Annotated in this window: 25 protein-coding genes; 15 read left to right on the top strand and 10 right to left on the bottom strand. The window is 67.9% G+C overall.

Going from position 1 to position 24,496, the window contains the following annotated elements; all coding sequences use genetic code 11:
• Nucleotides 1–21 precede the first annotated feature (21 nt).
• Both U6958_RS28310 and U6958_RS28305 read right to left on the bottom strand, forming a co-directional pair.
• Nucleotides 22–480 carry a DUF1841 family protein gene (locus tag U6958_RS28310; protein WP_016453732.1) on the bottom strand — a complete coding sequence of 153 codons (459 nt, stop codon included), beginning with the start codon at nucleotides 478–480 and terminating at the stop codon, nucleotides 22–24.
• 77 nt (nucleotides 481–557) lie between these two features.
• Nucleotides 558–1,157: a short chain dehydrogenase gene (locus U6958_RS28305; RefSeq protein WP_034347952.1), complete on the bottom strand. Its 600-nt coding sequence runs from the start codon at nucleotides 1,155–1,157 to the stop codon at nucleotides 558–560.
• A gap of 107 nt (nucleotides 1,158–1,264) precedes the next feature.
• On the opposite strand from U6958_RS28305, the gene U6958_RS28300 reads away from it, so the two are divergent.
• Nucleotides 1,265–2,155, top strand: a complete 891-nt coding sequence (locus tag U6958_RS28300) for a LysR family transcriptional regulator (RefSeq protein WP_074923038.1) — start codon at nucleotides 1,265–1,267, stop codon at nucleotides 2,153–2,155.
• 10 nt (nucleotides 2,156–2,165) lie between these two features.
• Here the strand turns inward: U6958_RS28300 and kefC are convergent, their stop codons facing one another.
• Complete coding sequence (gene kefC, locus U6958_RS28295; RefSeq protein ID WP_047217502.1) at nucleotides 2,166–4,049, bottom strand: glutathione-regulated potassium-efflux system protein KefC; 1,884 nt, start codon at nucleotides 4,047–4,049, stop codon at nucleotides 2,166–2,168.
• A gap of 297 nt (nucleotides 4,050–4,346) precedes the next feature.
• Here kefC and U6958_RS28290 point away from each other — a divergent pair, with 297 nt between their 5' ends.
• Both U6958_RS28290 and U6958_RS28285 read left to right on the top strand, forming a co-directional pair.
• Complete coding sequence (locus tag U6958_RS28290) at nucleotides 4,347–4,976, top strand: LysE family transporter (RefSeq protein WP_012203595.1); 630 nt, start codon at nucleotides 4,347–4,349, stop codon at nucleotides 4,974–4,976.
• Between the two features lie 341 nt (nucleotides 4,977–5,317).
• Nucleotides 5,318–5,782, top strand: coding sequence for a MaoC family dehydratase (locus tag U6958_RS28285; RefSeq protein WP_074923039.1), 465 nt, complete (start codon nucleotides 5,318–5,320; stop codon nucleotides 5,780–5,782).
• Nucleotides 5,783–5,936: 154 nt separating this feature from the next.
• Here U6958_RS28285 and U6958_RS28280 read toward each other — a convergent pair whose 3' ends face one another.
• The 3 genes from U6958_RS28280 to U6958_RS28270 form a co-directional block, all read right to left on the bottom strand.
• Entirely contained in the window at nucleotides 5,937–6,242 is a 306-nt protein-coding gene (locus U6958_RS28280) for a DUF4148 domain-containing protein (protein WP_016453737.1), read from the bottom strand.
• Nucleotides 6,243–6,425: 183 nt separating this feature from the next.
• Complete coding sequence (gene trmL / locus U6958_RS28275; RefSeq protein WP_016450136.1) at nucleotides 6,426–6,923, bottom strand: tRNA (uridine(34)/cytosine(34)/5-carboxymethylaminomethyluridine(34)-2'-O)-methyltransferase TrmL; 498 nt, start codon at nucleotides 6,921–6,923, stop codon at nucleotides 6,426–6,428.
• A 52-nt stretch (nucleotides 6,924–6,975) separates the two neighbouring features.
• Nucleotides 6,976–7,719 (bottom strand): ComF family protein, encoded by a 744-nt coding sequence (locus tag U6958_RS28270; protein WP_074923040.1) that lies wholly within the window; start codon nucleotides 7,717–7,719, stop codon nucleotides 6,976–6,978.
• Nucleotides 7,720–7,808: 89 nt separating this feature from the next.
• On the opposite strand from U6958_RS28270, the gene U6958_RS28265 reads away from it, so the two are divergent.
• From U6958_RS28265 to U6958_RS28235, 7 genes are all read left to right on the top strand, one after another.
• The gene (locus tag U6958_RS28265) at nucleotides 7,809–8,711 is read left to right on the top strand and encodes a trans-aconitate 2-methyltransferase (RefSeq protein WP_074923041.1); all 903 of its coding nucleotides are present in this window, start codon (nucleotides 7,809–7,811) and stop codon (nucleotides 8,709–8,711) included.
• A gap of 706 nt (nucleotides 8,712–9,417) precedes the next feature.
• Complete coding sequence (gene coxB, locus U6958_RS28260) at nucleotides 9,418–10,599, top strand: cytochrome c oxidase subunit II (RefSeq protein WP_016450139.1); 1,182 nt, start codon at nucleotides 9,418–9,420, stop codon at nucleotides 10,597–10,599.
• A 35-nt stretch (nucleotides 10,600–10,634) separates the two neighbouring features.
• Nucleotides 10,635–12,305 (top strand): cytochrome c oxidase subunit I, encoded by a 1,671-nt coding sequence (gene ctaD / locus U6958_RS28255; RefSeq protein ID WP_016450140.1) that lies wholly within the window; start codon nucleotides 10,635–10,637, stop codon nucleotides 12,303–12,305.
• Nucleotides 12,306–12,410: 105 nt separating this feature from the next.
• Nucleotides 12,411–12,518, top strand: coding sequence for a cytochrome oxidase small assembly protein (locus tag U6958_RS28250; protein ID WP_016450141.1), 108 nt, complete (start codon nucleotides 12,411–12,413; stop codon nucleotides 12,516–12,518).
• 28 nt (nucleotides 12,519–12,546) lie between these two features.
• Nucleotides 12,547–13,167 carry a cytochrome c oxidase assembly protein gene (locus tag U6958_RS28245; RefSeq protein WP_016453742.1) on the top strand — a complete coding sequence of 207 codons (621 nt, stop codon included), beginning with the start codon at nucleotides 12,547–12,549 and terminating at the stop codon, nucleotides 13,165–13,167.
• Nucleotides 13,164–13,376 (top strand): DUF2970 domain-containing protein, encoded by a 213-nt coding sequence (locus U6958_RS28240; protein WP_016450143.1) that lies wholly within the window; start codon nucleotides 13,164–13,166, stop codon nucleotides 13,374–13,376. Before U6958_RS28245 ends, U6958_RS28240 begins: the two co-directional genes overlap by 4 nt.
• A 70-nt stretch (nucleotides 13,377–13,446) precedes the next feature.
• Nucleotides 13,447–14,328 carry a cytochrome c oxidase subunit 3 gene (locus tag U6958_RS28235; protein ID WP_016450144.1) on the top strand — a complete coding sequence of 294 codons (882 nt, stop codon included), beginning with the start codon at nucleotides 13,447–13,449 and terminating at the stop codon, nucleotides 14,326–14,328.
• Nucleotides 14,329–14,398: 70 nt separating this feature from the next.
• On the opposite strand, the gene U6958_RS28230 is transcribed toward U6958_RS28235, so the two are convergent.
• Nucleotides 14,399–14,641, bottom strand: coding sequence for a twin transmembrane helix small protein (locus tag U6958_RS28230; protein WP_016450145.1), 243 nt, complete (start codon nucleotides 14,639–14,641; stop codon nucleotides 14,399–14,401).
• 29 nt (nucleotides 14,642–14,670) lie between these two features.
• On the opposite strand from U6958_RS28230, the gene U6958_RS28225 reads away from it, so the two are divergent.
• From U6958_RS28225 to U6958_RS28205, 5 genes are all read left to right on the top strand, one after another.
• Nucleotides 14,671–15,444, top strand: coding sequence for an SURF1 family protein (locus tag U6958_RS28225; protein WP_074923042.1), 774 nt, complete (start codon nucleotides 14,671–14,673; stop codon nucleotides 15,442–15,444).
• Entirely contained in the window at nucleotides 15,431–16,120 is a 690-nt protein-coding gene (locus U6958_RS28220; protein ID WP_047326130.1) for a transmembrane protein, read from the top strand. The genes U6958_RS28225 and U6958_RS28220 overlap by 14 nt, the downstream gene beginning before the upstream one ends.
• 208 nt (nucleotides 16,121–16,328) lie before the next feature.
• On the top strand, nucleotides 16,329–16,943 hold the full coding sequence (locus U6958_RS28215; RefSeq protein WP_016453745.1) for an SCO family protein: 615 nt from the start codon (nucleotides 16,329–16,331) through the stop codon (nucleotides 16,941–16,943).
• A gap of 160 nt (nucleotides 16,944–17,103) precedes the next feature.
• Nucleotides 17,104–18,699 (top strand): methyl-accepting chemotaxis protein, encoded by a 1,596-nt coding sequence (locus U6958_RS28210; RefSeq protein WP_074923043.1) that lies wholly within the window; start codon nucleotides 17,104–17,106, stop codon nucleotides 18,697–18,699.
• A complete protein-coding gene (locus U6958_RS28205) occupies nucleotides 18,696–20,561 on the top strand; it encodes a bifunctional diguanylate cyclase/phosphodiesterase (RefSeq protein WP_074923044.1) in 1,866 nt (621 codons plus the stop codon). Before U6958_RS28210 ends, U6958_RS28205 begins: the two co-directional genes overlap by 4 nt.
• 111 nt (nucleotides 20,562–20,672) lie before the next feature.
• On the opposite strand, the gene U6958_RS28200 is transcribed toward U6958_RS28205, so the two are convergent.
• From U6958_RS28200 to U6958_RS28190, 3 genes are all read right to left on the bottom strand, one after another.
• Nucleotides 20,673–21,338: a Crp/Fnr family transcriptional regulator gene (locus tag U6958_RS28200; protein WP_016450151.1), complete on the bottom strand. Its 666-nt coding sequence runs from the start codon at nucleotides 21,336–21,338 to the stop codon at nucleotides 20,673–20,675.
• Nucleotides 21,339–21,565: 227 nt separating this feature from the next.
• Nucleotides 21,566–22,543 carry a DUF6999 family protein gene (locus tag U6958_RS28195; protein ID WP_016453749.1) on the bottom strand — a complete coding sequence of 326 codons (978 nt, stop codon included), beginning with the start codon at nucleotides 22,541–22,543 and terminating at the stop codon, nucleotides 21,566–21,568.
• Complete coding sequence (locus U6958_RS28190; protein ID WP_074923045.1) at nucleotides 22,543–24,495, bottom strand: StlD/DarB family beta-ketosynthase; 1,953 nt, start codon at nucleotides 24,493–24,495, stop codon at nucleotides 22,543–22,545. The genes U6958_RS28195 and U6958_RS28190 overlap by 1 nt, the downstream gene beginning before the upstream one ends.
• Nucleotide 24,496 lies beyond the last annotated feature (1 nt).

Here is a 24,496-nt window from a genome sequence, read left to right as displayed (position 1 = left end):
TGAGGGTGATGCACAGAGGCGCTATGCGCCGCCCGTGGCCTTGGCGCCGTCACTCGTGGCGCGGCGCTGGACTGCGGCGATATAGGCTTCGCCATCGGGCGGGCGGCCCGAACGCTGGCTTTCCCAGAGCATCTGCCCCAGGCATTCCATGGTGGCGTGGTGGGCGTCGTGCAGCGAGTCCAGGCGGCGGCTGAGCAGCTCCACGGCCTGGCGTATGCCGCGCGGCTGGTCGATGCTGCACTGCTCGCTGATGGACAGATGCATGGACAGATGCAAAAACGGATTGGTCACGCCGGGCGTGGCATCGTAGTCGCGCAGCAGGGCGGCGTCCACGTCGGCAAGGTCATCGAAATACTCGGGATGCTCGGCGATCCAGAGGCTGGCCAGCGTCTCTATGGCCTCCATCGGCGCGCCGCTCAGCATCTTGGTGCGCACGCCGCAGAAAAAGCGCCGCACATCGGCTTGGGTGGGGTTGAACATGGTGGCGCGCAGCGTAGCACGCGGCCCTTTTGGGCGGGCACGCAAGGACTTTGCCCAGGGCCCGCCGCAAGAAGAGGTCAGAGCACCTCGAAGACCCTGCCGGTCTGGGCGCCTTCCACGCTGCGCTGGTAGGCCAGGGCCACGCGGGCGGCGGGCACGGTCTCGAAGCCGGGGAAGACCGAGCCATAGGCATCGGCCGATTCGGTCAGCAGGGTGGGGCTCACGGCGTTGATGCGCAGGCCGCGCTGCAGTTCGACCGCGGCGCCGGTGACGAAGCCGTGCAGCGCGGCATTCACCGTCGATGCATTGGCGCCGTGGCGGATGGGCTCGGTGGCGGCGACGCCGCTGGTCAGCGTGATGGAGCCGCCGTCGCGCAGCCAGCGCTGGCCCAGCAGGGCGAGCCGCACCTGGCCCAGCAGCTTGTCCTGCAGGCCGGAGTTGAACTGCTCGGCCGTCATCTCGGACAGCGGGCCGAAGTGCAGCTTTCCGGCCGTGCTGACGATGGCGTCCACCTGACCGGCGGCTTCGAACATTTTCTGCAGCGTCTCGGGCTGGGTGAAGTCGGCGCGCAGATCGCCGCTGTTGCGGCCCACGGTGACGATGTCATGGCGCGGGGCCAGCAGGGCGTGTACGGCGCGGCCGATGGTGCCGGAGGCACCGATGAGAAGGATCTTCATGCGGTTTTCTTTCTGAGGGGGGTGAACAGGCCTCCAGTGTTTTGCAAATCATGGATGGCATAAAGTAGCCGGATCTTTTTGTACTCCTAAGCATTGGTTGGCAATCCATGGACAAGCTGCGCAATATGGAGGTCTTCATGGCCGTGGTCGAGGACGGCAGCTTTGCCCAGGCCGCGCGGCGCCTGGACATCTCGGCCGTGATGGTGGGCAAGCATGTGCAGCAGCTGGAAGCCCATCTGGGCGCGCGCCTGCTGCAGCGCACCACGCGGCGCCACAGCCTGACCGAGGTGGGGCGCAGCTTCTACGAGGACAGCCGCCAGGTCTTCGAGCAGTTGCGCTGGGCCGAGTCGGCCGTGGAGCGCAGCCGCAGCGCGCCCCAGGGCCTGCTGCGCATCAGCGCGCCGACCACGCTGGGCAACCATGTGATCGCGCCGCTGGTGGCCGACTACCAGCTGGCCCATCCGCTGGTGCGCGTGGACCTGCAGCTGAGCGACAGCATGGCCGACCTGGTGGGCGAGAACATCGACGTGGCCGTGCGCATCGGCCCCGTGGGCGGCGAAGGCCTGGTGGCGCGGCCGCTGCAGCCCTATCGCATGGTGATCGCGGCGGCGCCTTCGTACCTGCGGCGGCGCGGTCATCCGCGTGGCGTGGGCGATCTGGCGCGCCATGACTGCCTGAGCTACGCGGTCTGGCAGCGCCGCTCGGAATGGATTCTGCGCGGCGACGGCTCGGCGCCGGTGCAGTGGCCCGAAGACGCCCGCCTGCGCTGCAACAGCGGCGACGGGCTGCGCCATGCGGCGCTGCGCGGCCTGGGCCTGATCCTGCAGCCCGAGGTGCTGCTGGCCGCCGACATGGCCGCGGGCCGGCTGGTGCCCGTGCTGCAGGACTGCGTGCCACTGCCGCGCCCGGTGCACCTGGTCTATCTGCCGGACCGCCGCCAACTGCCCAAGCTGGCGCAGTTCGTGGACCACATGGTGCAGGCGCTGGGCGCGTCCTGAGGCCCGGTTTTCAGGGGGCGGGCGGGGGCGGGGTTTCCTGCGGCGCCTGGTCCTTCTCCTGCTGCGCCTGGGCCTCCTGCCGCTCCTTGGCCATCTGCTCGACCAGCTGCTGGCGGCCCTGCTTGGCCACGGCAATGAGCTGGGCCTGGTCCTTGTGGTGGGGGTACATGCGCTCGATCAGCTGCAGGTTGTGCTCCCGAAAGCGCGCGGTGGTGCGCCGGGCCTCGGCAGGGCTGTGGCCAGCGAGCTCCAGCACGGTGCGCGCCGAGACGAGGCTGGACTCGAAGACTTCGCGCTCGACATGGTGCACGCCCAGGTCGCGCAACTGGTACCAGTGGGCCATGTCGCGCGCGCGGGCCACGATCTCCAGGTGCGGAAAGCGCTTGCGCACGCGGGCGGCGATCTTCAGCGATTGCTCGGAAGAGTCCACGGCAATGACCAGCACCCGCGCCTTGTCCGCGCCGGCAATGCGCAGCAGGTCCATGCGGGTGGCATCGCCGAAGAACACGCGGTAGCCGAAGGTGTGTGCCACTTCCAGCATCTCCACGCTGTGGTCGAGGATGGTGGCCGGCACGCCCTGGGTCAGCAGCACGCGCGCCACGATCTGGCCGTAGCGGCCAAAGCCCGCAATGATGATCTGCGCGTCCTGCGGCTCCGAGATTTCATGGGCCCTGGCAGCCTGGCCCGCGCCGTCGACCTGGCAATCCTTCATGTCGGCAAAGCGCTTGAGCAGCAGCTTGTCCATCAGCACCAGCACCAGCGGGCCGATCAGCATGGACAGGGCCACGGCGGCCACCAGCATGGACGAGATGCTGTGGTGGAACACCTTGTACTGCGCCGCCGTCTGGAACACCACGAAGGCGAACTCGCCGCCCTGGGCCAGCAGCAGGGTGAACACCGGGCGCTCGCGCCAGGGCAGCTTCAGCACGCGGGCCAGGGTGTAGAGCACGGCGCCCTTGAGCGCCAGAAAGCCCAGCACCATGGCCGCCATGGCCCAGGGCGCGCGCAGCAGCACGCCGAAATCGATGCTCATGCCTACGGCCATGAAGAACAGGCCCAGCAGCAGGCCTTTGAAGGGCTCGATGTTGGTCTCCAGCTCGCTGCGGTACTCGCTGTCTGCCAGCAGCACGCCGGCCAGGAAGGCTCCCAGCGCCATGGACAGGCCCACCTGCACCATCAGCATGGCAATGCCCACCACCAGCAGCAGCGAGGTGGCCGTGAAGATCTCGGGCGTGCGGCTGCGGGCGATCCAGCGCAGCAGGGGGCGCAGCAGCAGGCGGCCGCCCACCACCACGGCGGCGATGGTGCCCACGGTCTTGAGCACCTGCAGCCACAGGTGGCTGTCTGTGTGCGTGGCATTGGCGGCCTTGACCGCGCCCAGGATGGGGATCAGCGCCAGGATGGGAATGGCGGCCACGTCCTGGAACAGCAGGATGGAAAAGCCGGCCTGGCCGCTGGGCGTGCGCATGAGGTTGCGCTCGGCCATGACCTGCAGGCAGATGGCCGTGGACGACAGGGCCAGGCCCATGCCCGCGATCAGGCTCACGCGCCAGGAAAAGCCGAAGGCCCAGGCCGCCAGGAACAGCACGCCCGTGCAGGCCAGCATCTGCGCGAGCCCCCATCCCAGGATGGGCCGGCGCAGCTCCCACAGGCGGCTGGGCTGCAGCTCCAGCCCGATCACGAACAGCATCAGCACCACGCCGAACTCGGCAAAGTGAAGAATGTCATCCACATTGCTGACAAGCGACAGTCCCCAGGGGCCCATGGCAATGCCGGCACCCAGGTAGCCAATGATGGCGCCCAGGCCCAGGGCACGCGCAATGGGCACGGCCAGCACGGCGGCGGTGAGATAGAGAAAGCCGTAGGTCAGCCAGATGGGGGCGCTGTGTTCCATGGAAGCTAGGGATCTTGGAGTTGGTGTTTACCCTGGGGTGATTGATTGTGTCACTCTCACAGCTGGGTCAGCTTTTTGACAGGGTTGAAAATGCCCCCCACGCTCCCTTTGCTGCGCTAGGTCCGCTGCCCCTGGCCGGGCGCCCCCCGAGGGGGCCGTTTTCATCTTGGGGCGGCCCGGCGATGAAAAATGCCACCGAATGCTTCACCGCCCCATCCGGCTTTGCCGCGGCAGTGCGCCAGATCGGCTGCACGGTTTTAAGATGCCGGCCTGCTCCGTATTTTTAAGGTGTTTGGCATGGATTGGCACACTTGGATCGCCTACTTTGTGGCCTGCTGGATCATTGCGGTCTCCCCGGGCTCGGGCGCCGTGCTGTCCATGAGCCATGGCCTGTCGTATGGCGTGCGCAAGAGCAGCGCCACCATCTTCGGGCTGCAGCTGGGGCTGCTGACCATCTTGCTGATCGCCGGCGCGGGCGTGGGCTCGCTGCTGCTGGCCTCCGAATGGGCGTTCAACGCCGTCAAGATCGTCGGCGCCTGCTATCTGATCTACCTGGGCATCAGCCAATGGCGCTCGGGTGCCGCACCCCTGGCCACCCAGGAATCCATGCCCGAGCTCAGCGTGCGCCGCCGCGTGCTCACGGGCTTCCTGACCAACGCCACCAACCCCAAGGGCATCATCTTCATGGTGGCTGTGCTGCCCCAGTTCATGACCACCAGCCGCCCGCTGTGGCTGCAGTTGCTGATCCTGGCCGCCACCATGCTGGCCGTGGACACCATGGTCATGCACGGCTATGCGGCCAGCGCCAGCGCGCTGCGCGGCTTCATGCGCAGCGCGCGTGCCGTGCGCAGCCAGAACCGGGTCTTCGGCGCGCTGCTGATGGCCGTGGGCACGGGGCTGTTCTTCGTGCAGCGCGCCTCGCGCTGAGCCCCTCCCTGGGCTAACCCAAGGGTCTGTTGACGTTAATTTGCGGTCGCGAAGCAGCCTGCCAGCGTGCCAATCAAGGCGCGCGACGCCGTGCGTGTGCCTACACGCACAAGGAGTGCAACGCCGAGTGGCGCGCTGGCAGGCTGCTTCCCTTCGGGTTGCGCGGTTGCGGGGCCGTCTGCCGCGTTGCTCACACTCGCAAGGCATGGGCCTTGCTGCGCATGAGCGCCTTGCATACAACCCCGCAACCGCGCAACGCGACCCACAAATTAACGTCAACAGACCCTAGCTGTCGCGCGCCCGACATGGAGCGCGCGGCACCGGCCCCTACCATTTGGGGCATGAAAACCTTCCATTCCTATTCCGAAGTGCGTGCCTGCGTGGGGCAGGAAGTCGCCGTCAGCGACTGGATCACCATCACCCAGCAGCAGGTGCAGCTGTTCGCCGATGCCACGGGCGACCAGCAATGGATCCATGTGGACCCCGAGCGTGCGTCCAAGGGCCCCTTCGGCGCGCCGATCGCGCATGGCTTTCTGACGCTGTCGCTGATTCCCCAGTTTTTCCAGAGCTGCTTTCACATCGAAGGCGCGCAAATGGGCGTGAACTACGGCCTCAACCGCGTGCGCTTCACCTCTCCCGTGCCCGTGGGCAGCCGCCTGCGCGCGCGCCTGACGCTGCAGGCCGCCGAGCCCATCGAGCCCGGCGGGCTGCAGATGACCTGGCTGGTGACCGTGGAGCGCGAAGGCGCCGACAAGCCCGCCTGCGTGGCCGAGTCCGTGGCCCGCAGCTACGGTGCCAAGGCCTGAATGAAAACTGACCCCCACGCTACCCTTGCTGCGCAAGGCCCGCTGCCCCCCCAAGGGGGCGCTTTTCATCTTGGGGCGGCCCGGCGATGAAAAAAGCCCGCAGGCGGCACCTGCGGGCTGGCTGCGTGGTGGCAGCGGTTGCGGGGTCTGGGGCTCAGGCGCCGAAGTTCAGCTGGCCCGAACGCTCGGCAGCGGCGGCCTCGCGGCGCACTTCCTCGCGGCTCACGCCAGCGGTGGCAGTGTTCTGGATGGGCAGGTAGCCTTCGGCGACGGAGGGCATGGTGCCATTGGCCTGGGCGGCCTTCAGGTCGGCCATGACCTGGGCACGTGTCAGCGTGCTCTGGGTCTTCACTTCGGGCGGGTAGCTGCTGTTGTCGGCGTAGTCGAAGCCGGCGGCCTGGGCGGCGAAGGCGGAAACGGTGAGGGCGGCCAGGACGGCAAAACGGCGGGTGTTCTTCATGATTCAAGTCCTTTGTTTTGTTTCTGGGACAGGGCGTTCCTTGCGGAAATCGCTTGGTAACGTAGAGCCCATGACTCAAATGTAGGACGGTGTGGAATCGGGATAAACCCTTGGATTGGCAATGCGCTTTTTCAGCGGTTGAAACAATCGGCGGGGAACTTTCCGCCGACCCAGGCCGGTCGCTCAGGCCGCGCCGGGCGCGCCCTCGGCCAGTGCGGCGCCGGCAAACTGCTGCTGGCGCCAGGCTTCAAACACCGTCACGGCCACGGCGTTGGACAGGTTCAGGCTGCGCTGCTGCGGCAGCATGGGCAGGCGCAGGCGCTGCTGCGGCGGGAACTGCTCGCGCACCTCGGCGGGCAGGCCCTTGCTTTCGGAGCCGAACACCAGCCAGTCGCCGGGCTGGAAGCCGATGGCGTGGGCGGGGCTGCTGCTGTGCGTGGTCATGGCGAACATGCGCTGGCGGTCCGGCCGGCAGTCCTGCAGGAAGGCCTGCCAGTCGGCGTGGCGGCGCACGGGCGCGTACTCGTGGTAGTCGAGGCCGGCGCGGCGCATCAGGCGGTCTTCCATGGAAAAGCCTAGCGGCTCGATCAGGTGCAGGCTGCAGCCGGTGTTGGCGGCCAGACGGATCACATTGCCGGTATTGGGCGGGATCTCCGGCGCGACGAGAACGATATGGAACATGGCCCGTATTGTCTCGCGGCGGCAGATGCCCCCGGGCCCCGGTCCCCTGCGGTCAGGGCGTGCGCGCCAGCACCAGGGCGCTGACCTCGGCCGCGCCTGCGCGGCGCAGGCAGGTGGCCAGCGCGTGCAGGCTGGCGCCCGTGGTCATCACATCGTCGATCAACAGGATCTTGCGGCCGCACACGTGGGCCAGCTGCGCAGGTGGCACGGCAAAGACCGTGCGCAGCTGGCGCAGGCGCAGGGCGCGCGGCAGGTCATGCTGGGCCTGTGCCGTGTGGGCGCGCTGCACGGCCTGGTGCCGCAGCTTGCCCCGGGTGGATGCGCTGCAGAGCGCGCGGGCCAGCACCAGGGTCTGGTGAAAGCCGCGCTCTCGCAGGCGCTGCGGCGACAGCGGCATGGGCAGCAGCAGGTCGCATTGCTGCAGTTGCTCGCGCGCCTGAGGCAACTCCAGCAGCAGATCGGCCAGGCTGCGTGCCAGGCCGGTATCTCCCCGGAACTTGAAGTCGCCGATCACCGTGTGCCACGGGTAGGCATAGTCCAGCGCGGCCAGGCAGTGCGTCAGCGGCGGCGGCTTGATCAGGCAGGCGCCGCAGGTGCGGGGACCATCGGCGCCGGTGCGGGCCGGCAGCGGCATGGCGCAGCGCCCGCATCGCGCCATGGGTCCGGCCCAGCGTGCGCGGCAGTCCTGGCACAGGCGCCGCGCAGGCCAGCGGTGGCAGACGGCGCATTGGCTGGGCAGCAGGCCGGGCAGGCCGGCATGCCAGCGCGAAAGCCATGACGCAGGCAGGTTGGGCATGGAGTCAATATACTCGCGCCGCGTCCGCCACCCCTTTGCTCCGGGGCCGGGCGCCTGTCTTTTGAGGAGCACGGATTCCCCGCCCAGCCATGTCCCACGAATTGCCTCCCACCATCGATCCGGCCGCCGCATTGCGCTGGCAGCAGGGCGCGCCTGCGGCCTCGCCGTGGCTGCATGAGGAGGTGGCGCGCCGCATGCAGGAGCGGCTGGACTGGATCGTCAAGCCGCCCCAGCGCTGGTGCCACTGGCAGCCCGTGCGCGGCGGCCTGCAGGCCCATGCGCTGCTGCGCCAGCGCTATGCGCAGTCCGAATGCCTGGTCTATGAAGCCTCGCCGCTGCATGAGGCCGCCGCCCGCGAGCAGCTGGGCGCGCGCTGGTGGCAGCCCGCGCGCTGGACCGGGGGCGCCACGCGCTTCGGCGAGCCCGAGCCCGCCGGCGTGGACATGCTGTGGGCCAACATGGCCCTGCACCAGCAGGCCGACCCGCAGGCGCTGATCACGCGCTGGCACCAGGCGCTGTCCGTGGACGGCTATGTGATGTTCTCCTGCCTGGGGCCCGATACGCTGCGCGAGCTGCATGCCCTCTACGCCCAGCTCGGCTGGCCGCCCGCCGGCCAGGCCTTCACCGACATGCATGACTGGGGCGACATGCTGGTGCACGCAGGCTTCAGCGAGCCGGTGATGGACATGGAGCACATCACGCTGACCTTTGCCACGCCCGAGCGGCTGCTGCAGGAGCTGCGCGAGCTGGGCCGCAACTTCCATCCGCAACGCTTTGCCGCGCTGCGCGGCCGCCGCTGGCAGCAGCGCCTGCACGACGCCTTGCGCGAACGGCTGGCCGGCCCCGACGGACAGCTGGCGCTGACCTTCGAGATCGTCTACGGCCATGCCTACAAGCCGCAGCCGCGCGTGCGCCTGGAGTCCAGCAGCGCCGTGTCGCTGGAGGACATGCGCAGCATGCTGCGCCAGCCACGCAACACGGGTTTGCGATAGCCTGAATGTCGCTTTCCGGTCATTGATCGAAAACAAAAACGTCTACACTTTTCCCGAGCTGACAGAGACAACAGCTTTTCCCTGGGCTCGCTCTCCCGGGCCGGGAAAAGACCAGCGGTCCGCAGGCCGAAAGGGGAGACGATTTGGTGTTTCGCTTTGCCACGGGAACGAGAACGGGCCGGCGCATTCAAGAGTGGCCCGCCCGCAAGTTTGATCATCACCGGCTGCAGCAGTGCCTGCTCCTCTGGGAGCGGGCACTGGTCTTTCTGTCACTGTGTTCCCTGCTGCCCGCACTGCTGGGCCGCATGCGCTGCCTCTTTCCATCCGCTCCCGGCCCGCACGGCACACACGGCACACACGGCACACACGGCACACACGGCACACACGGCACACATGCCCTGAAGGGCCGGCGCGCGCGCATCCTCCCATCCACTTTGCTGCTGTCCCCCGAGTTCATGCGCCTGCAGGCGCAGGCGGGGATGGCGGCCCGCCCCCATCCTGGTCCCACGTCCGAGCTGCCGTTGATGCCGGCTGGCACGCTATTGGTGATTGCGCGCAGGCACATCTGCGGCGCTTTCATGCATGCTCGGACAGTTGAGGCCGGGAGTTGCCCTTTGGGCAGGCGTTGAACGGTCTGGCTGCGCGGCCCCCACGCCGGCGCAGCGGAGCGAGTGGATAACCCGAGGCTTAGATGTAAGTGAAAACTATGAAAAGCATTTCCACCAGGCTGGTTCTCTGGGGCTTGATGAGTGTGGCAGGGGCAGGCTCCCTTGCACATGCGGCGACAGATCTGCCAGGCGGCCCGGCCGTCAATCAGCTCAACCTTCATCCGGCGGTCACGCGCATCGCGCACGAGCAGCATTACCTGCACTGGATGATGCTGATCATCTGCACGGTGATCTTCATCGGCGTGTTCGCCGTGATGTTCTATTCGATCTGGAAGCACCGCAAATCGCGCGGCGCCAAGGCCGCGAACTTCCACGAATCGGCCACGGTCGAGGTGGTCTGGACCGTCGTGCCCTTCATCATCGTCGTGCTCATGGCGCTGCCTGCCACCAAGGTGCTGGTGGCGCAGAAGGACACCACCAACGCCGATGTCACGATCAAGGCCACGGGCTACCAGTGGAAATGGGGCTACGACTACATCAACGGCGAAGGCGAGGGCCTGAGCTTCATCTCCACGCTGGACAGCAGCCACCGCGTGCTGTCCGACAGCGGCGATGTGTCCAAGGCACCCAACGACTACCTGCTCAAGGTGGACAACCCGCTGGTCGTGCCCGTGGACCGCAAGGTGCGCATCATCACCACGGCCAACGACGTGATCCACTCCTTCATGGTCCCGTCCTTCGGCATCAAGCAGGATGCGATTCCGGGCTTCGTGCGCGACACCTGGTTCCGCGCCGAGAAGACCGGCGACTACTACGGCCAGTGCGCCGAGCTGTGCGGCAAGGAGCATGCCTACATGCCCATCCACGTGAAGGTGCTGTCCAATGACGGCTACAAGGCCTGGGTGGACGAGCAAAAGAAGATCGCCGCCGCCAAGAAGGACGACCCCAGCAAGGTCTGGTCCCTGCAAGACCTGATCGCACGCGGCGAGAAGGTCTATGCGGCCAACTGCGCGGCCTGCCACCAGGCCAACGGCAAGGGCGCCGGTCCCATCAAGGCGCTGGACGGCAGCCCCGTGGTCCTGGGTCCCACGGCCGAGATGATGCATGTGGTGCTGGAAGGCCGTGCCAACGGCGCCATGCCCGCCTGGAAGCAGCTGAGCGATACCGAGCTGGCCGCCGTGGTCACCTTTGCCAAGAACCACTGGTCCAACAAGACCGGCCAGCTGGTGCAGCCGGCCGAGTTCGTGGCCGCCCGCACAGGCAAGTTCCCTGCGCAGTGAGCACGCAAGACAGATGAGCGATTGGAGATAACAGCATGAGCGCCGTACTTCCCCCCATCCACAGCCCTGCGGGCGAGGGCCACGAACATGCGCATGAGCACGAGCATGGACACGGGCATGACGACCATCACCACCACGCCACGCCCACGGGCTGGCGGCGCTGGATGTTCGCCACCAACCACAAGGACATCGGCACGCTGTACCTGCTGTTCTCGTTCACCATGCTGATGGTGGGCGGGGTGCTGGCGCTGCTGATCCGCGCCGAGCTGTTCCAGCCCGGGCTGCAGATCGTCAACCCCGAGCTGTTCAACCAGCTGACCACCATGCACGGCCTGATCATGGTGTTCGGCGCCATCATGCCGGCCTTCGTGGGCTTTGCGAACTGGATGCTGCCGCTGCAGATCGGCGCCTCCGACATGGCCTTCGCGCGCATGAACAACTTCAGCTTCTGGCTGCTGATCCCGGCCGGCCTGATGCTGGTGGGCTCGTTCTTCATGCCCGGCGGCGCACCCGCCGCAGGCTGGACGCTGTATGCGCCGCTGACGCTGCAGATGGGGCCGTCCATGGACACCTCCATCCTGGCCATGCACATCATGGGCGCCAGCTCCATCATGGGCGCCATCAACATCATCGTCACCGTGCTCAACATGCGCGCGCCCGGCATGACGCTGATGAAGATGCCCATGTTCGCCTGGACCTGGCTGATCACGGCCTACCTGCTGATCGCCGTCATGCCCGTGCTGGCCGGCGCCATCACCATGACGCTGACGGACCGCCATTTCGGCACCAGCTTCTTCAACCCCGCAGGCGGCGGCGATCCGGTGATGTACCAGCACATCTTCTGGTTCTTCGGCCACCCCGAGGTCTACATCATGATCCTGCCGGCCTTCGGCATCATCAGCCAGATCGTGCCGGCCTTCAGCCGCAAGAAGCTGTTCGGCTATGCGTCCATGGTGTATGCGACCTCGTCCATCGCCATCCTGTCCTTCATCGTGTGGGCGCACCACATGTTCACGACCGGCATGCCCGTCACGGGCCAGCTGTTCTTCATGTACGCCACCATGCTGATCTCGGTGCCCACGGCCGTGAAGATCTTCAACTGGGTGGCCACCATGTGGCGTGGCTCCATGACCTTCGAGACGCCCATGCTGTTCTCGGTGGGCTTCATCTTCGTGTTCACCATGGGCGGCTTCACGGGCCTGATCCTGTCGATGGCGCCCATCGACATCCAGCTGCAGGACACCTACTACGTGGTGGCCCACTTCCACTACGTGCTGGTGGCCGGATCGCTGTTCTCCATGTTCGCGGCCTACTACTACTGGGCGCCCAAGTGGACGGGCGTGATGTATTCGGAGACGCGCGGCCAGATCCACTTCTGGGGCTCGCTGATCTTCTTCAACATCACCTTCTTCCCCATGCACTTCCTGGGCCTGGCGGGCATGCCGCGCCGCTATGCCGACTACCCCATGCAGTTCGCCGACTTCAACATGGTGGCCTCGCTGGGCGCGCTGGGCTTCGGCCTGATGCAGGTGTATTTCTTCCTCTTCGTCGTCGTGCCCGCCATGCGCGGCAAGGGCGAGAAGGCGCCGCAAAAGCCCTGGGAGGCTGCCGAAGGCCTGGAGTGGGAAGTGCCCTCGCCGGCGCCGTTCCATACCTTCGAGACGCCGCCCAAGCTGGATGCGACAGCGACCCGCGTCATAGGCTGAAATGAACCACCGCCTGGGTCGCTTCGCGCCTTCCCCCTTCCTCGGTGCCCCTGGGGTGGGGCGCGACAGTCTCAGAGATTGCCAGTAGTCATGGAGATCAGAAAAATGGATGCACAGCAACGAAAAGCCAACGTGCGGCTGGCGCTGATCCTGGTATCGGTGGCGCTGGTCTTTCTGGCCGGCTTCGTGATCAAGATCACCGTGCTCCATTGAGCGCTTGAAGGCAACAGGAGGGCAATCCGTGAGCGTGCGCAGTGAAAACGCGAAGATGGTGGGCAAGCTGGCCGTGGTGGCGCTGGGCATGTTTGCATTCGGCTACGTGCTGATCCCCATCTACAAGCACATCTGCGAGCTCACGGGCATCAACATCCTGTCGCTGTCCGAGCGGCAGGTGCCGGGCAACGGCACGGCCGGGCGCGATGTGAAGCTGCCGGCCAACTCGCAGGTGGACAAGAGCCGCACCATCACCGTGGAGTTCGACGCCAATGCGCGCGGGCCCTGGGACTTCAAGCCGGCGCAGCGCTCCATGCAGGTCCATCCGGGCGAGCTGGCCACGGTCATGTACGAATTCCAGAATGTGCAGAACCGCCGCATGGCGGCCCAGGCGATACCGAGCTATGCGCCACGCCAGGCGGCTGCGCATTTCAACAAGCTCGAGTGCTTCTGCTTTTCGCAGTACACGCTGGAGCCAGGGGAAAAGCGCGAGTGGCCGGTGGCCTTCGTGATCGATCCGCGCATCTCCAAGGACGTGACCACGATCACGCTGTCCTATACCTTCTTCGAGGTGGGCGGCAGGACGCCGGCCGCGCCCACGGGCGATGCGCCGGTGGCCGCAGGGCCGAAGCAGGAGCCGGCCTCATGAATGCGCCGCAACCCGGGGACAAGCGCCGCCCGCCCAGCGTGTGGCGCACGGTACGCGCCGTGGCCTGGTCCCTGTTCGGCGTGCGCAGGGCTAGCGAGTACCAGCAGGACGGGGAGCGCATCACGCCGCTGCATGTGATTGCAGTGGGGCTGGCGGCCATCTTCCTGCTGGTGCTGGGATTGATCGCGCTGGTCAAGCTCGTGGTCTGAGCGGCGCGGCCATCGGGGACAGAGAGTGATAGACGGGAAACACAGAACCAAGAATGTCAGGAGCTGAGCAATGAGTGCAACCACCCACGGCAAAACGCCTTACTACTACGTGCCGGCAGAGTCCAGCCATCCCGTCATGGCGGCGGCGGGGCTGTTCTTCGTGATCCTGGGCGCGGGCAACTGGATCAACGGCCATGAATGGGGCATGTACAGCCTGGGCCTGGGCCTGGTCTGGTGGCTGGCCGTGCTCTTTTTCTGGTTCCGGGAGGCCGCGCATGAAAGCGAGTCGGGCAAGTACGGTCGCAAGATCGACCTGTCCTTCCGCTGGAGCATGAGCTGGTTCATCTTCTCCGAGGTGATGTTCTTCGGCGCCTTCTTCACCGCCCTGTGGTGGGCGCGCTCGCACTCGGTGCCCGCGCTGGGCAGCCTGGACAACGCCTTGCTGTGGCCCGACTTCAAGGCCGTCTGGCCCAGCATGGCAGCCGGCGCCACGGCCTCGCCGGCCAACAGTGTCGAGCCTTTCCAGACCGTGGGCCCGTTCTGGCTGCCCACCATCAACACGGCGCTGCTGCTGACTTCGGGCGTGACGCTGACCATTGCCCACCATGCGCTGCAGGCCGGCCACCGCGCCCGCACCATCGCCTTCATGTGGATGACGGTGATCCTGGGCTTCGTCTTCCTGTGCGTGCAGGGCTACGAGTACTACCACCTGTACACGGATCTGAACCTCAAGCTGTCCTCGGGCGTGTTCGGCTCGACCTTCTTCCTGCTCACGGGATTCCACGGCTTCCACGTCTTCGTGGGCATGCTGATGCTGTTCTTCATCACCATGCGCCTGCATGCCGGGCACTTCACGGCCGAGCGGCATTTCGGCTTCGAGGGCGCGGCATGGTACTGGCACTTCGTGGACGTGGTGTGGCTGTTCCTCTACGTGCTGGTCTACTGGATGTAATCTGTATCCGGCCCCATGCAAAAAGAAGCGCCAGGGCGCTTCTTTTTGTTTGTGGGGGCAGGGGGCTTGTCTATTGCCCGGCGGTCCAGCCGGTGGGATGGATGTAGCCCAGCTTGGCCGCCAGCAGCACGCACAGGAACAGCGCGATGGACAGGCCCACGCGCAGCGCCAGTGCACGGAACATGGCGCGGCTGCGGCGCCTGTCGTCGCCCGCTCCCTGCTGGTCTTCGGGATTGCGGCGCATCATGAAGAACAGGGCGCTGCCCAGACTGGCGACAATGGCCAGCAGGGCGAGAACGATCACGAATTTCATGGGTGGATTATCCGGTGCGTGTTTCCAGAATGCCAGAGCGCTGGCGGTTTGTACTGATCACCTTGGCCGCGCTGATCGGCGTGGCCGTCACGCTGTCCCTGGGCCGCTGGCAGCTGCAGCGCGCGGCCTACAAGCAGGAACTGTTCGACGCCGTGCAGCGCCAGCAGGGCCTGCCGCCGTGGAGCAACGCCCAGCTGGCAGCCGTGCAGCCCGGTGCGGTGCCGAACCCCGAAGCCGCGCCCTGGCTGCACCGTCCCGTGCAATTGCAGGGCCACTGGATTGCGGGGCAGACGCTGTACCTGGACAACCGCCAGATGCAGGGCCAGCCGGGCTTCTTCGTGCTCACGCCGCTGCGGCTGGCTGCGCCGCATGAGGACGTGGTGATTGCCGTGCAGCGCGGCTGGGTGCCGCGCAACTTCCTGGACCGCACGGCCCTGCCCGAGGTGCAGACGCCCGAAGGGCTGGTGACCGTTGAGGGGCGCATGGAGGCCGCGCCGTCCCGGCTCTACGAATTCGGCCGTGCAGGGGCAGACCCTGATGGGCAAAAGTCGCGCATCCGACAGAATGTGGACATTGCCGAATGGGCCGTGGCCTCCGGGCTGCCGCTGCGCGAATGGAGCCTGCTGCAGACCGGCGAAGCCAGCGAAGGCCTGCGGCGCGACTGGCCCGTTGTGACGGCCGGTGTCGAGAAACACCATGGCTATGCGTTCCAATGGTTTGGACTTGCGGCCCTGATCACGCTTTTGTATGTCTGGTTCCAAATCGTCCGACGCTTTGTCCGCCCGCGCCATGCCCGCTCCTGAGACTCCCCTGGAGATGACTGTCCATGGCCTGCCACCCTTGCAGCCGGGCCTTGCCGGCGCGCAACGCACGCGCAGCGGCCGCTGGAAGATGCTGGCCGTGTTCGCGGTCTGCGCCGCGCCCGTGGTGGCCTCCTATTTCACCTACTACGTGCTGCGGCCTGGCCAGCAGCGCAGCTTTGGCGAGCTGATCGCGGACCAGCCAGCCTTGCCACCGGCCACGGCCACCACGCTGGACGGCGCCCCTGTACCGCTGCAGTCGCTCAAGGGCCAATGGCTGCTGCTGAGCGTGGCGGGCGGGGCTTGCGGCAGCGCCTGCGAAAGCCATCTCTATCTGCAGCGCCAGCTGCGCGAAACCCTGGGCCGCGAAAAGGACCGGCTGGACCGGGTCTGGCTCATCTCCGACGACGCTCCCGTGCCTGCCCACCTGCGCCCCGCGCTGGCCCAGGCCACGGTGCTGCGCGTGCCCGAGGCCGTGCTGCGCGGCTGGCTGCAGCCTGCGCCCGGCCATGCGCTGCAGGACCACCTGTACGTGGTGGACCCGCAGGGTCACTGGATGATGCGCATGCCCGCCGGGCTGGGCATGGCCGACGCCGGCAAGGCCAAGCGCGACCTGGACCGGCTGCTGCGAGCATCGGCCTCGTGGGACACGGCGGGACGCCCCGGCGACGGCGACTGAGGCCTGCGCCAAGGAACCGAGCCGGCAGCCAGGCCGTCTCATGGAGGCAGGCAGGCCCCGCAGCGCCGGGGTCTTGCGGTTATGGGTTATGGTTTGCGGCTGTGCGAAAGCGCCTTCAGCAGACGCTTTCGCCTTTTCCCTTTCCAGCCCGGGCGGCGCGCAGGCTTTGCGGCCACGCAGCCTGCGGCAACTACCTTGTTGAGGAAGCATGAACAAACGGACAGCGCTGCGCTTTCTGGGCGTGACCGCCATGGCATGGGGCGCCCTGGCGCTGAGCGGATGCTCGCGCGAGGCCAAGACCAGTTTCCAGGGCGTCGATGTCACGGGCGCCGAATACGCCAAGGACATTCCCCTGCGCGATGTGGACGGCAAGCAGCGCAGCATCAAGGACTTTGCGGGCAAGGTCGTCGTGGTCTTCTTCGGCTACACGCAATGCCCCGACGTCTGCCCCACCACGCTGCAGGAGCTGGTCGAGGTCAAGCAGCAGCTGGGCGCCGATGGCGACAGGCTGCAGGGCGTCTTCGTCACCCTGGACCCCGAGCGCGACACGCCCGAGGTGCTCAAGGCCTACCTGGGCAACTTCGACCCCGGCTTCGTCGGCCTGCACGGCACGCCCGAGGAGACGGCGGCCGTGGCCAAGGATTTCAAGCTCTTCTACAAGAAGGTGCCCGGCAAGACCGAAGGCACCTACACGCTGGACCATTCGGCCGGCAGCTATGTCTACGACACGGCCGGCCGCCTGCGCGTGTACGAGCGCTACGGCGGCGGCCCGCAGGTGCTGGGCGCCGACGTCAAGGCCCTGCTGCAGGAAAAGCGTTCCTGATCCTGCGCGCGCCGCAGCCAGTGTGACCGCCGTCACATTGGCTGCGTTTAGGCGCGATGCGGCACACCATCCCTGATGTGCATCGCCGCAGGACTGCTTAGAGTGGGCCCCGCCTGGAGCGTCATGCCGACGCCCCGCCCATCTCCAAGAGACCTGATCCATGCGGCGAAACGTGTACGTCACCCAGCGTGAGTACCCTTTGAACGAAGGAGAGACGCTTCTTTCCGTCACCGACCTGAAGGGGCGCATCGTCTATGCCAACGATGCCTTCATCCGCGTCAGCGGCTTCGAGGCCGCCGAGCTCTACGGCAAGGCCCACAGCATCGTGCGCCATCCGGACATGCCGGCCGCCGCCTTTGCCGACATGTGGACCACCATCCAGCGAGGGCTGCCCTGGAGCGCCCTGGTCAAGAACCGGCGCAAGAACGGCGACCACTACTGGGTGCGCGCCAACGCCAGTCCCATACGGCATGCGGGCACCGTGGTCGGCTACCTGTCCGTGCGCACCCGGCCGCAGCCGTGCGAGGTGCAGCAGCATGCGGCGCTCTATGAACAGATCAATGCCGGCGTGCGCTCGCTGGGCCTGCACCGGGGCTTTCCGGTGGGGCGCGGCGCCGCGGGCGCGCTGCAGCGCTGGTGGCGCTTCAGGCCGCTGGCCTGGCGGGCGCAGGCCATGGTGGCGGGACTGTGGCTGCTGGGATCGGCCGGGCTGTGGTTGCCGTCGCTGCAGGCCTGGGCCTCGGCTTTGCCCCTGTCCCTGACGCTGGCCGAGATCTGGCCCGCCTGGCTGATCTGGAGCCTGGCTTGCGTGGCGGCCGGGCAGTGGCTGCGCACCAGGCTGCTCATGCCCCTGGCTGCCCTGCGCGGACAGGCCCAGGCCGTGGCCAGCGGGCAGCAGACGGGGGAAATGTTCACGCAGCGCACGGACGAGATCGGCGCCATCGGCGGCGCCGTGCGACAGACCGGACTCAACCTGGTCTCCCTGGTGGACGACATCCAGGGCAAGAGCGACCAGGTGCGCCGCTGCGCGCTGGCCGTGCAGAAGGGCAGCACCGAACTGAGCGACCGCACCGAGGCTGCCGCCGCCAGCCTGGAGCAATCGGCCCAGGCCATGCAGGCCCTGGCCTGCGCCATAGAGCGCAGCAGCGCCCAGGCCGGCGAGGCCGCCCGCCGCGCGCGGCATGGCGTGGACATGGCTGGGCAGAGCAGCCGCATGGTCGCGCAACTCGACCAGGGCATGCGCGGCGTGGCCCGGACCAGCGACCAGGTCGGGGAGATCAGCTCGCTCATCGACGGCATTGCCTTTCAGACCAATCTGCTGGCGCTCAACGCCGCCGTGGAGGCCGCGCGCGCCGGCGAGCACGGCAAGGGCTTTGCCGTGGTGGCCGACGAGGTGCGCGGCCTGTCCCAGCGCAGCGCCCACGCTGCGCGCCAGATCAAGGCATTGATCGAGGCATCGCAGCAGCAGGTGGCGCAAAGCTGCGCCATGGCGCGCGAAATGGGCGAGGCCATGCTCGCCGTGCAGGCCGACATGCGCGAGCAACTGCTGCTGGCCGAAGGCATGCAGGCCGCCAGCCAGGCCCAGGCCGGTGGCGTGCAACAGGTGCAGGCCGCCGTGCAGCAGCTCGAACAGATGACCCAGCACAACGCCACGCTGGCGCGCGACACCATCGGGCACGCGCAGCAGCTGGCCGGGCAGGCTCAGGCGCTGGAGGCTGCGGCATCGGTCTTCCACGGCAAGGGGCCGTCCGCATGATGGCGTCGGCCTGGAGCGCGCAAGCCGGCCATCTGATCGGGCCGTGCGAGGCGCTGGATGAGGAGCTCAAGCGCGTGGCCATGGAGGCCGCGCCCGACGGCATCGTGCTCGTGGATCGCAAGGGCCGCATCCTGCTGGCCAATCCCGCCATGCAGGCCATGAGCGGCTATGGCGCCTCCGAGCTGCTGGGCCGTCCGCTGCAGATGCTGCTGCCGCCCGAGGCGCATGCGGCCCATGGGCCGCAGCTGCAGTCCTACTTCGCCCAGCCCGCGCGCCGGCCCATGGGGCAGGGGCGGGACCTGTGGCTGCTGCGCAAGGACGGCAAGCGCCTGTCCGTGGACATCGCCCTGGGCCATTCCCCGCACGGCGGGGGCGTGGCCGTGGCCTTTGTGCGCGACCTGTCGCAGCTGCGCCAGATGGAGGCCTGCATGCACTACCACGCCACGCACGACACGCTCACCGGCCTGCTCAACCGCTGGCAGTTCGGGTTGCAGCTGGAGCAGGCGATCTCGCAGGCGCAGGCGCAAGTGGGTTCGGGCTCGGGCTCGGGCACCGGGCTCGCGTCCTTTGCGCTGCTGCTGCTCGACCTCGACAACTTCAAGGCCATCAACGACGGCTATGGCCACGACGTGGGCGACCAGGTGCTCAAGGAAGTGGCGCGCCGCCTGCAGGCCGCGCTGGGCACTTCGGCCACGCTGGCGCGCATGGGCGGTGACGAGTTCACCGCCGTGCTGCATCCCTGCAACGGGCCGGACCTGCGCCGGCGCGTCGACGCGCTGCTGGGCGAGCTGTGCCGGCCCTGCGCCATTGGCCACTACGCGCTGAACTTCGGCGCCAGCGTGGGCGTGGCCTTCTACCCGCAGGACGCGGGCGATGCGGCCACCCTCATGCGCTATGCCGACATGGCCATGTACGACGCCAAGCAGCGCGGCCGTGCCTCCTACGCCTGCTATGCCAGCGCCATGGGCGAGGCCATGGCCGAGAAAGTGCTGCTGCACGAACGCCTCAAGCGCGCCCTGGACCGGGGTCTGCTGAGCCTGCATTTCCAGCCCCAGGTGCAGGTGATGGGCGGCCAGGTCCAGGGCGTGGAGGCCCTGCTGCGCTGGAACGACGAGCAGATGGGCTGGGTCTCGCCGGAGCGCTTCGTGCCCGTGGCCGAGTCCACGGGCCTGATCCTCGCTCTGGGCGAATGGGTGATCGATGCGGCCTGCCGCCAGGCCGGCGACTGGCTGCGCGCAGGCATGCCGCTGCGCGTGGCGGTCAACCTCTCGGCCCAGCAACTGCGCCAGGCCGACCTGCAGCAGCGCCTCATGGGCAGCCTGGCCCGGCATGGCGTGCCGCCGCACCTGCTGGAGCTGGAAGTCACCGAGTCCGCCGCCATGACCGACCCGCAGCAGGCGCGCGAACTGCTGGGCAGCCTGCTTGCCGCAGGCGTCTGCGTGGTGCTGGATGATTTCGGCACCGGCTACTCCTCGCTGGCCCACCTGCGCGATCTGCCCGTCTCGCGCGTGAAGATAGACCGCACCTTCATCGGCCCCATGCTCGACAGCCCGGCCGACGCCAAGATCGTCAAGGCCGTGATCGCGCTGGCCCGCACCCTGGGCCTGCAGGTGGTGGCCGAAGGTGTGGAAACCGCCGAGCAGCTGCGCCTGCTGCGCATCCTGGACTGCGACGCCTACCAGGGCTGGCTCTTCGCCCGCGCCATGCCGGCGGAGCAGATTCCCGCGCTGATTCACAAGCCCGTGGCGACCTTGCTGGCGCAGCAGGAGGAAGAGGCGCTTGAGCATCAAACTGCGGACTGTTGCGATGGGAAGGGAGCGATGGTGAGCAGGGACGGCGGTTCTGCCAAACCTGGCGCTTGATGTTGCAACAGGTCGGCAAGCCTACCGGTCCGCCCGATCAACCGCCACGCCTCTCGCACCCCACCTCCCTCACCCCACCTCCCTCACCCCACCTCCCTCACCCCACCTCCCTCACCCCACCTCCCTCACCCCACCTCCACTGATCCTCGACAACACCGCAGGCTGCAGCACGCAATGCCATCGATCCGGCCGCTCCAGCGCGCCCAGTTGCACCAGGCGCACAAGGCTGCGTGCGATGGTTTCGCGCGTGGTGGCCAGCAGGGCGGCCAGTGCGCCCTGGCTGGGCAGGCGCACGAGCAGGCTTGACTGCAGCGCGGCCAGTTGCATCAGGGTGGCGGCCAGCTGGCGCAGCACGCCGGGGATGCGGACGATGTGGGCCCATTCCGCCAGCAGGGCGTTGTTGCAGGTGTAGCTGGTGGCCAGCGCGCGCACGAAGGCGGCATCGACCAGGCCGCGGCGCGTGATGGTGGCGATGTCCACGCAGCAGATGCGCCCCGGGCCCAGGGCCTCGAAGTGCATGGCCGAGGGCTGCTGCAGCCAGCCCGGGCTGCCCAGCGCGTGGCCGTTGCCGAACAGTGCCACGGGCCGCTGCACGCCGTCGCCGCCACGGCGGATAGCCAGGACGAAACCGAGCTTGATCACCTGGAATTCATGGGCAACGCAGCCTTGCGCCTGGAGCTTCTGGCCCTTGGCCAGGCCGCGTTCGCGGATGTGCGGCAGCCATTGCAGGAAGGCGGGTTCGGGCAGTTGCCCCAGCAGGCAGTGCGACGAACGCATGCATTCGCTGCAGCGTACGGCTGAAGGCGCAAAGGACGACGATGGCATGGCACGGACGGTTCGAAGGCGCCGCAAGCCAGGGCAGGAGGCGCCCTGGCGCTGGCAGGGACCCGGGCGTGCGGCCAGGGCGAAGCCGTGCAGGCTAGCGGGCCCTGCGGCTGAATGCAACGCGATGTAACCGTTTTCGCGCCAGATGGCGTCAATCCGCCGCTGTTCCTTGACCTGGGTCAGACGGCTGCCGTGCTGCTGGCGCTGCTGGCATGGTCGGCACCGCTGGCCGTTTCGCTGCCGTGGGCGCGGGCGGCTTCGCGCATGCGTGCCAGCTCGCGTGCGGGCAGGGGGATGTCGCCGCTGGCGACCTTCATCAGCAGGCAGTGCAGCATTTCGGTGGACAGTCCGTGCAGCACCAGGCGGTGGCCGGCGCGCAGGGTGGACAGGGGCACCAGCGGGTGCTTGTTGTTGAGCATGACCAGGTGCTCGGGCGAGGCGAGGATCTTGGCCGCATAGATGGCCACGGTCTCGTCCAGCTGCAGCGAGTTGCTGGCGCGCCAGAAGTCGTTGTCGGTCAGCAGCAGCTGGTAGACGGGCGTGTAGACCTCGATGGCGCTTTGCAGGTCCAGCAGGTTCAGGCGCCCGCGCGGCATGTCCTCCAGGCGCAGGGGCGGGTTGCGCAGCATGGAGAAGTCGGGCTCGGCCACGGGCTGCAGTTCCTGGCCTGCGGCGCGCAGCGCGTTGTTCAGGCGGATGACGAAGTTGAACAGGTTCAGGTCGTGCCTGAGGAACAGGTCGTCCCTGATGTCGTCGATGCTGCCTGGCTCCAGCGGTGTGGTGGACACGGGCGTGGGCGCATTGGCCGCGACAAAGGCCAGGATCTGCGAGCCCAGGTGGAAGTGGCGCAGGATGAGCCAGTTGGCCTCGGGCGAGACGAAGCGGTTCATGCTGAAGGCCAGCAGCCGGTGCAGCAGCCTGGAGTGCGCCCAGTTGCGCGGCAGCAGCACCTTGAGGATCTGGATGAGGACGATGCTGGTGCGCGCCAGCGGCCGCAGAAAGGGCAGCAGGTACTGGCGCGAGCCGCTGCTGCAGTCGCGCAGCCAGGCGGCCTTGACGTCGTCGGGCAGCGGCGTGCTCTGGTCCAGGTACAGGGCACGCCAGGGGCTGGGGTCGCGCTCGTCGTGGGGCTGGTCGATGAAGTCTGGCGGTGGCATCAGTGCTCCTCGGTCAGGACATGCTCGAACTGCATCAGGTACAGCGCCGCCGTGTGGCGCGCGGTGCGCACGATGGCCTGCGCCGCCGTGCCCCCGCTGCCGTCTGTGCCGTCCAGCGCCATCACCATCTGCACGGCCATGAGCCAGCGCTCCAGGTGGTGTTCGTCGTTGGCTCCGTGGTATTCCAGGAAGCGGAAGGCATCGGGCGGCAGCGGCAGGCTGGCGCGCAGCAGCGGCAGCAGGCTGGGCACGATGCGCTGGCCCGTGCCTTCGATGATGTAGATGGCGCCCAGCAGGCCCACGGGATTGGGCGTGGCTGCCAGGCCGTGCAGATAGGCGTTGAGCGCCTCGCCGCCGGGGTTGCGGCGCAGGCGGGTGAGGTCGGTCTCGGTGCCGCCGGCCTTGAGGTAGTCCTCGTGCAGGATGCGGAAGTCGTTCTGCTCCTCGCCCGCATGCACGTCGATCAGCGCGGCCAGCGCCGCGTGCTCGCCGGTCAGCGAGGCCGCGCCCTCGCGCATCCACAGGCTGCCCTCGCGCACCTGGGGAACCCAGTGGCTCATCCAGCGCACGTAGTCCGCCGTCTGCAGCCTGCCTGTGCGTATCCGCTGCAGCAGCGGCGTGCGCCACACGCGCGAGCGGTAGTCCTGCCAGAGGCTGGCCAGCTCGGTCAGCAGCGGCGCCAGCGTGGCCGGGGCCTGGTTCGGGTCGTGGGGCGGGGCGATGGTGGAGACATCGGGCAGCAGGTCCGGGGCAGCGGGAGCTTCGGCGGTGGCACTGCGTGCTGCGGCGGTAGCCGGGGTGGCGGTGGGCGCCTGGGCCGCATCCTCCACTTCCAGCAGCATGTAGCCGGCCGTGAAGCGGCCCGATTCGGGAATGAAGCACAGCACGGTGTCGCCGTGCTTCAGGCGTGCCGATTCCGTGCGCAGGAACTCGGACAGCATCACGAAGATGGAGGCCGCGCCCGTGTTGCCGCGCCAGGCCAGGTTGCTCCACCAGCGTTCGCGCGGGATGCCGAGCTGGGCCTTTCCCAGCAACTCGTCCACCACGGGGATGAAGCGCTCCGACGAGTAGTGGCACAGGAAGTGGTCTATGCCGCGCCCGGGCACCCAGCCCGTGTGCGCCAGGTGGGCGTATTCGTGGATGCAGACATCGAACAGGTGCGGCAGCAGGCGGATGTCCTGGCGCAGCGACAGCGCGCCTGCGGCCTCGGCCTCGCCCCAGGCGGCAAAGTCCAGGTGGCTGGTGGCGCGGTCGGGCGTCAGGCCCAGCTGCATGCAGACCGGGTAGTCGCCCGCAAAGCTGCGCAGGTGCGTCCAGCGCAGCTTCAGGCGCAGGCCGGGCGCGTCGGGCAGGGCCTGCGGGCCGCCCAGCAGCACGGCGCCTGCGCCATCGGACAGCATCCAGCGCAGGAAGTGGGCGTCGAAATCCGTGTTGTATCCCTGTGCCGCGAAGCGCGAGCGCTTGAACAGGCGCGAGGGCATTTCGCTGGCCACGGCCAGGGCCAGCGAGTCGGGCGCGCGGTCCACGGCCTGGGCCGCCGCCTGCAGCGCGCCCACGCTGGCGGCGCAGACGCCGTGCACGGACAGGGTCTCCATGGGCGGCGCGGCCATCTCTCCCTGGATCATGCTGGCAAAGCCTGGCATGAGCGCATCGCCGCCCGAGGAACCGCTGGCCAGGAAGCCCACATCGCCCAGCGCGCGCCCGGCCTGCGCCAGGCAGTCCTGGATGGCCTGGGCGGCCATGGCCGTGTTGCTGTGCACGGTGCGGCCTTCGGCGTCGATGGCGTAGTGGCGCTGGACAATGCCGTTCTCGGCCAGGATGCGGCGCTTGAGGCGCTCGGACAGGCGGTTGAGCGGCGCCACGTAGGCATCCATGCCTGCGTTGTCCACGGGTTCACCGGGCAGGAACATGCCTGCGGCATGCAGATAGACGTTGGAATAGGCGACGGGCATG

Source organism: Delftia lacustris (genome assembly GCF_040267515.1).
GTDB classification, from domain to species: Bacteria; Pseudomonadota; Gammaproteobacteria; order Burkholderiales; family Burkholderiaceae_C; genus Comamonas; species Comamonas tsuruhatensis.
This window is presented reverse-complemented; position numbering and strand designations above follow the sequence as displayed.

Excerpts from the sequence above, each read along its gene's own strand:
- U6958_RS28200 (WP_016450151.1), bottom strand. The coding sequence starts at position 21,338 with ATGCGTTCGTCGCACTGCCTGCTGGGGCAACTGCCCGAACCCGCCTTC.
- U6958_RS28280 (WP_016453737.1), bottom strand. The coding sequence starts at position 6,242 with ATGAAGAACACCCGCCGTTTTGCCGTCCTGGCCGCCCTCACCGTTTCC.
- U6958_RS28190 (WP_074923045.1), bottom strand. The coding sequence starts at position 24,495 with ATGCCCGTCGCCTATTCCAACGTCTATCTGCATGCCGCAGGCATGTTC.
- U6958_RS28215 (WP_016453745.1), top strand. The coding sequence starts at position 16,329 with ATGAACAAACGGACAGCGCTGCGCTTTCTGGGCGTGACCGCCATGGCA.
- U6958_RS28285 (WP_074923039.1), top strand. The coding sequence starts at position 5,318 with ATGAAAACCTTCCATTCCTATTCCGAAGTGCGTGCCTGCGTGGGGCAG.
- U6958_RS28225 (WP_074923042.1), top strand. The coding sequence starts at position 14,671 with ATGCCAGAGCGCTGGCGGTTTGTACTGATCACCTTGGCCGCGCTGATC.
- kefC (WP_047217502.1), bottom strand. The coding sequence starts at position 4,049 with ATGGAACACAGCGCCCCCATCTGGCTGACCTACGGCTTTCTCTATCTC.
- coxB (WP_016450139.1), top strand. The coding sequence starts at position 9,418 with ATGAAAAGCATTTCCACCAGGCTGGTTCTCTGGGGCTTGATGAGTGTG.
- U6958_RS28240 (WP_016450143.1), top strand. The coding sequence starts at position 13,164 with ATGAATGCGCCGCAACCCGGGGACAAGCGCCGCCCGCCCAGCGTGTGG.
- U6958_RS28230 (WP_016450145.1), bottom strand. The coding sequence starts at position 14,641 with ATGAAATTCGTGATCGTTCTCGCCCTGCTGGCCATTGTCGCCAGTCTG.
- U6958_RS28220 (WP_047326130.1), top strand. The coding sequence starts at position 15,431 with ATGCCCGCTCCTGAGACTCCCCTGGAGATGACTGTCCATGGCCTGCCA.
- ctaD (WP_016450140.1), top strand. The coding sequence starts at position 10,635 with ATGAGCGCCGTACTTCCCCCCATCCACAGCCCTGCGGGCGAGGGCCAC.
- U6958_RS28270 (WP_074923040.1), bottom strand. The coding sequence starts at position 7,719 with ATGCCCAACCTGCCTGCGTCATGGCTTTCGCGCTGGCATGCCGGCCTG.
- U6958_RS28300 (WP_074923038.1), top strand. The coding sequence starts at position 1,265 with ATGGACAAGCTGCGCAATATGGAGGTCTTCATGGCCGTGGTCGAGGAC.
- trmL (WP_016450136.1), bottom strand. The coding sequence starts at position 6,923 with ATGTTCCATATCGTTCTCGTCGCGCCGGAGATCCCGCCCAATACCGGC.
- U6958_RS28210 (WP_074923043.1), top strand. The coding sequence starts at position 17,104 with ATGCGGCGAAACGTGTACGTCACCCAGCGTGAGTACCCTTTGAACGAA.
- U6958_RS28265 (WP_074923041.1), top strand. The coding sequence starts at position 7,809 with ATGTCCCACGAATTGCCTCCCACCATCGATCCGGCCGCCGCATTGCGC.
- U6958_RS28305 (WP_034347952.1), bottom strand. The coding sequence starts at position 1,157 with ATGAAGATCCTTCTCATCGGTGCCTCCGGCACCATCGGCCGCGCCGTA.
- U6958_RS28235 (WP_016450144.1), top strand. The coding sequence starts at position 13,447 with ATGAGTGCAACCACCCACGGCAAAACGCCTTACTACTACGTGCCGGCA.
- U6958_RS28310 (WP_016453732.1), bottom strand. The coding sequence starts at position 480 with ATGTTCAACCCCACCCAAGCCGATGTGCGGCGCTTTTTCTGCGGCGTG.
- U6958_RS28205 (WP_074923044.1), top strand. The coding sequence starts at position 18,696 with ATGATGGCGTCGGCCTGGAGCGCGCAAGCCGGCCATCTGATCGGGCCG.
- U6958_RS28195 (WP_016453749.1), bottom strand. The coding sequence starts at position 22,543 with ATGCCACCGCCAGACTTCATCGACCAGCCCCACGACGAGCGCGACCCC.
- U6958_RS28250 (WP_016450141.1), top strand. The coding sequence starts at position 12,411 with ATGGATGCACAGCAACGAAAAGCCAACGTGCGGCTGGCGCTGATCCTG.
- U6958_RS28290 (WP_012203595.1), top strand. The coding sequence starts at position 4,347 with ATGGATTGGCACACTTGGATCGCCTACTTTGTGGCCTGCTGGATCATT.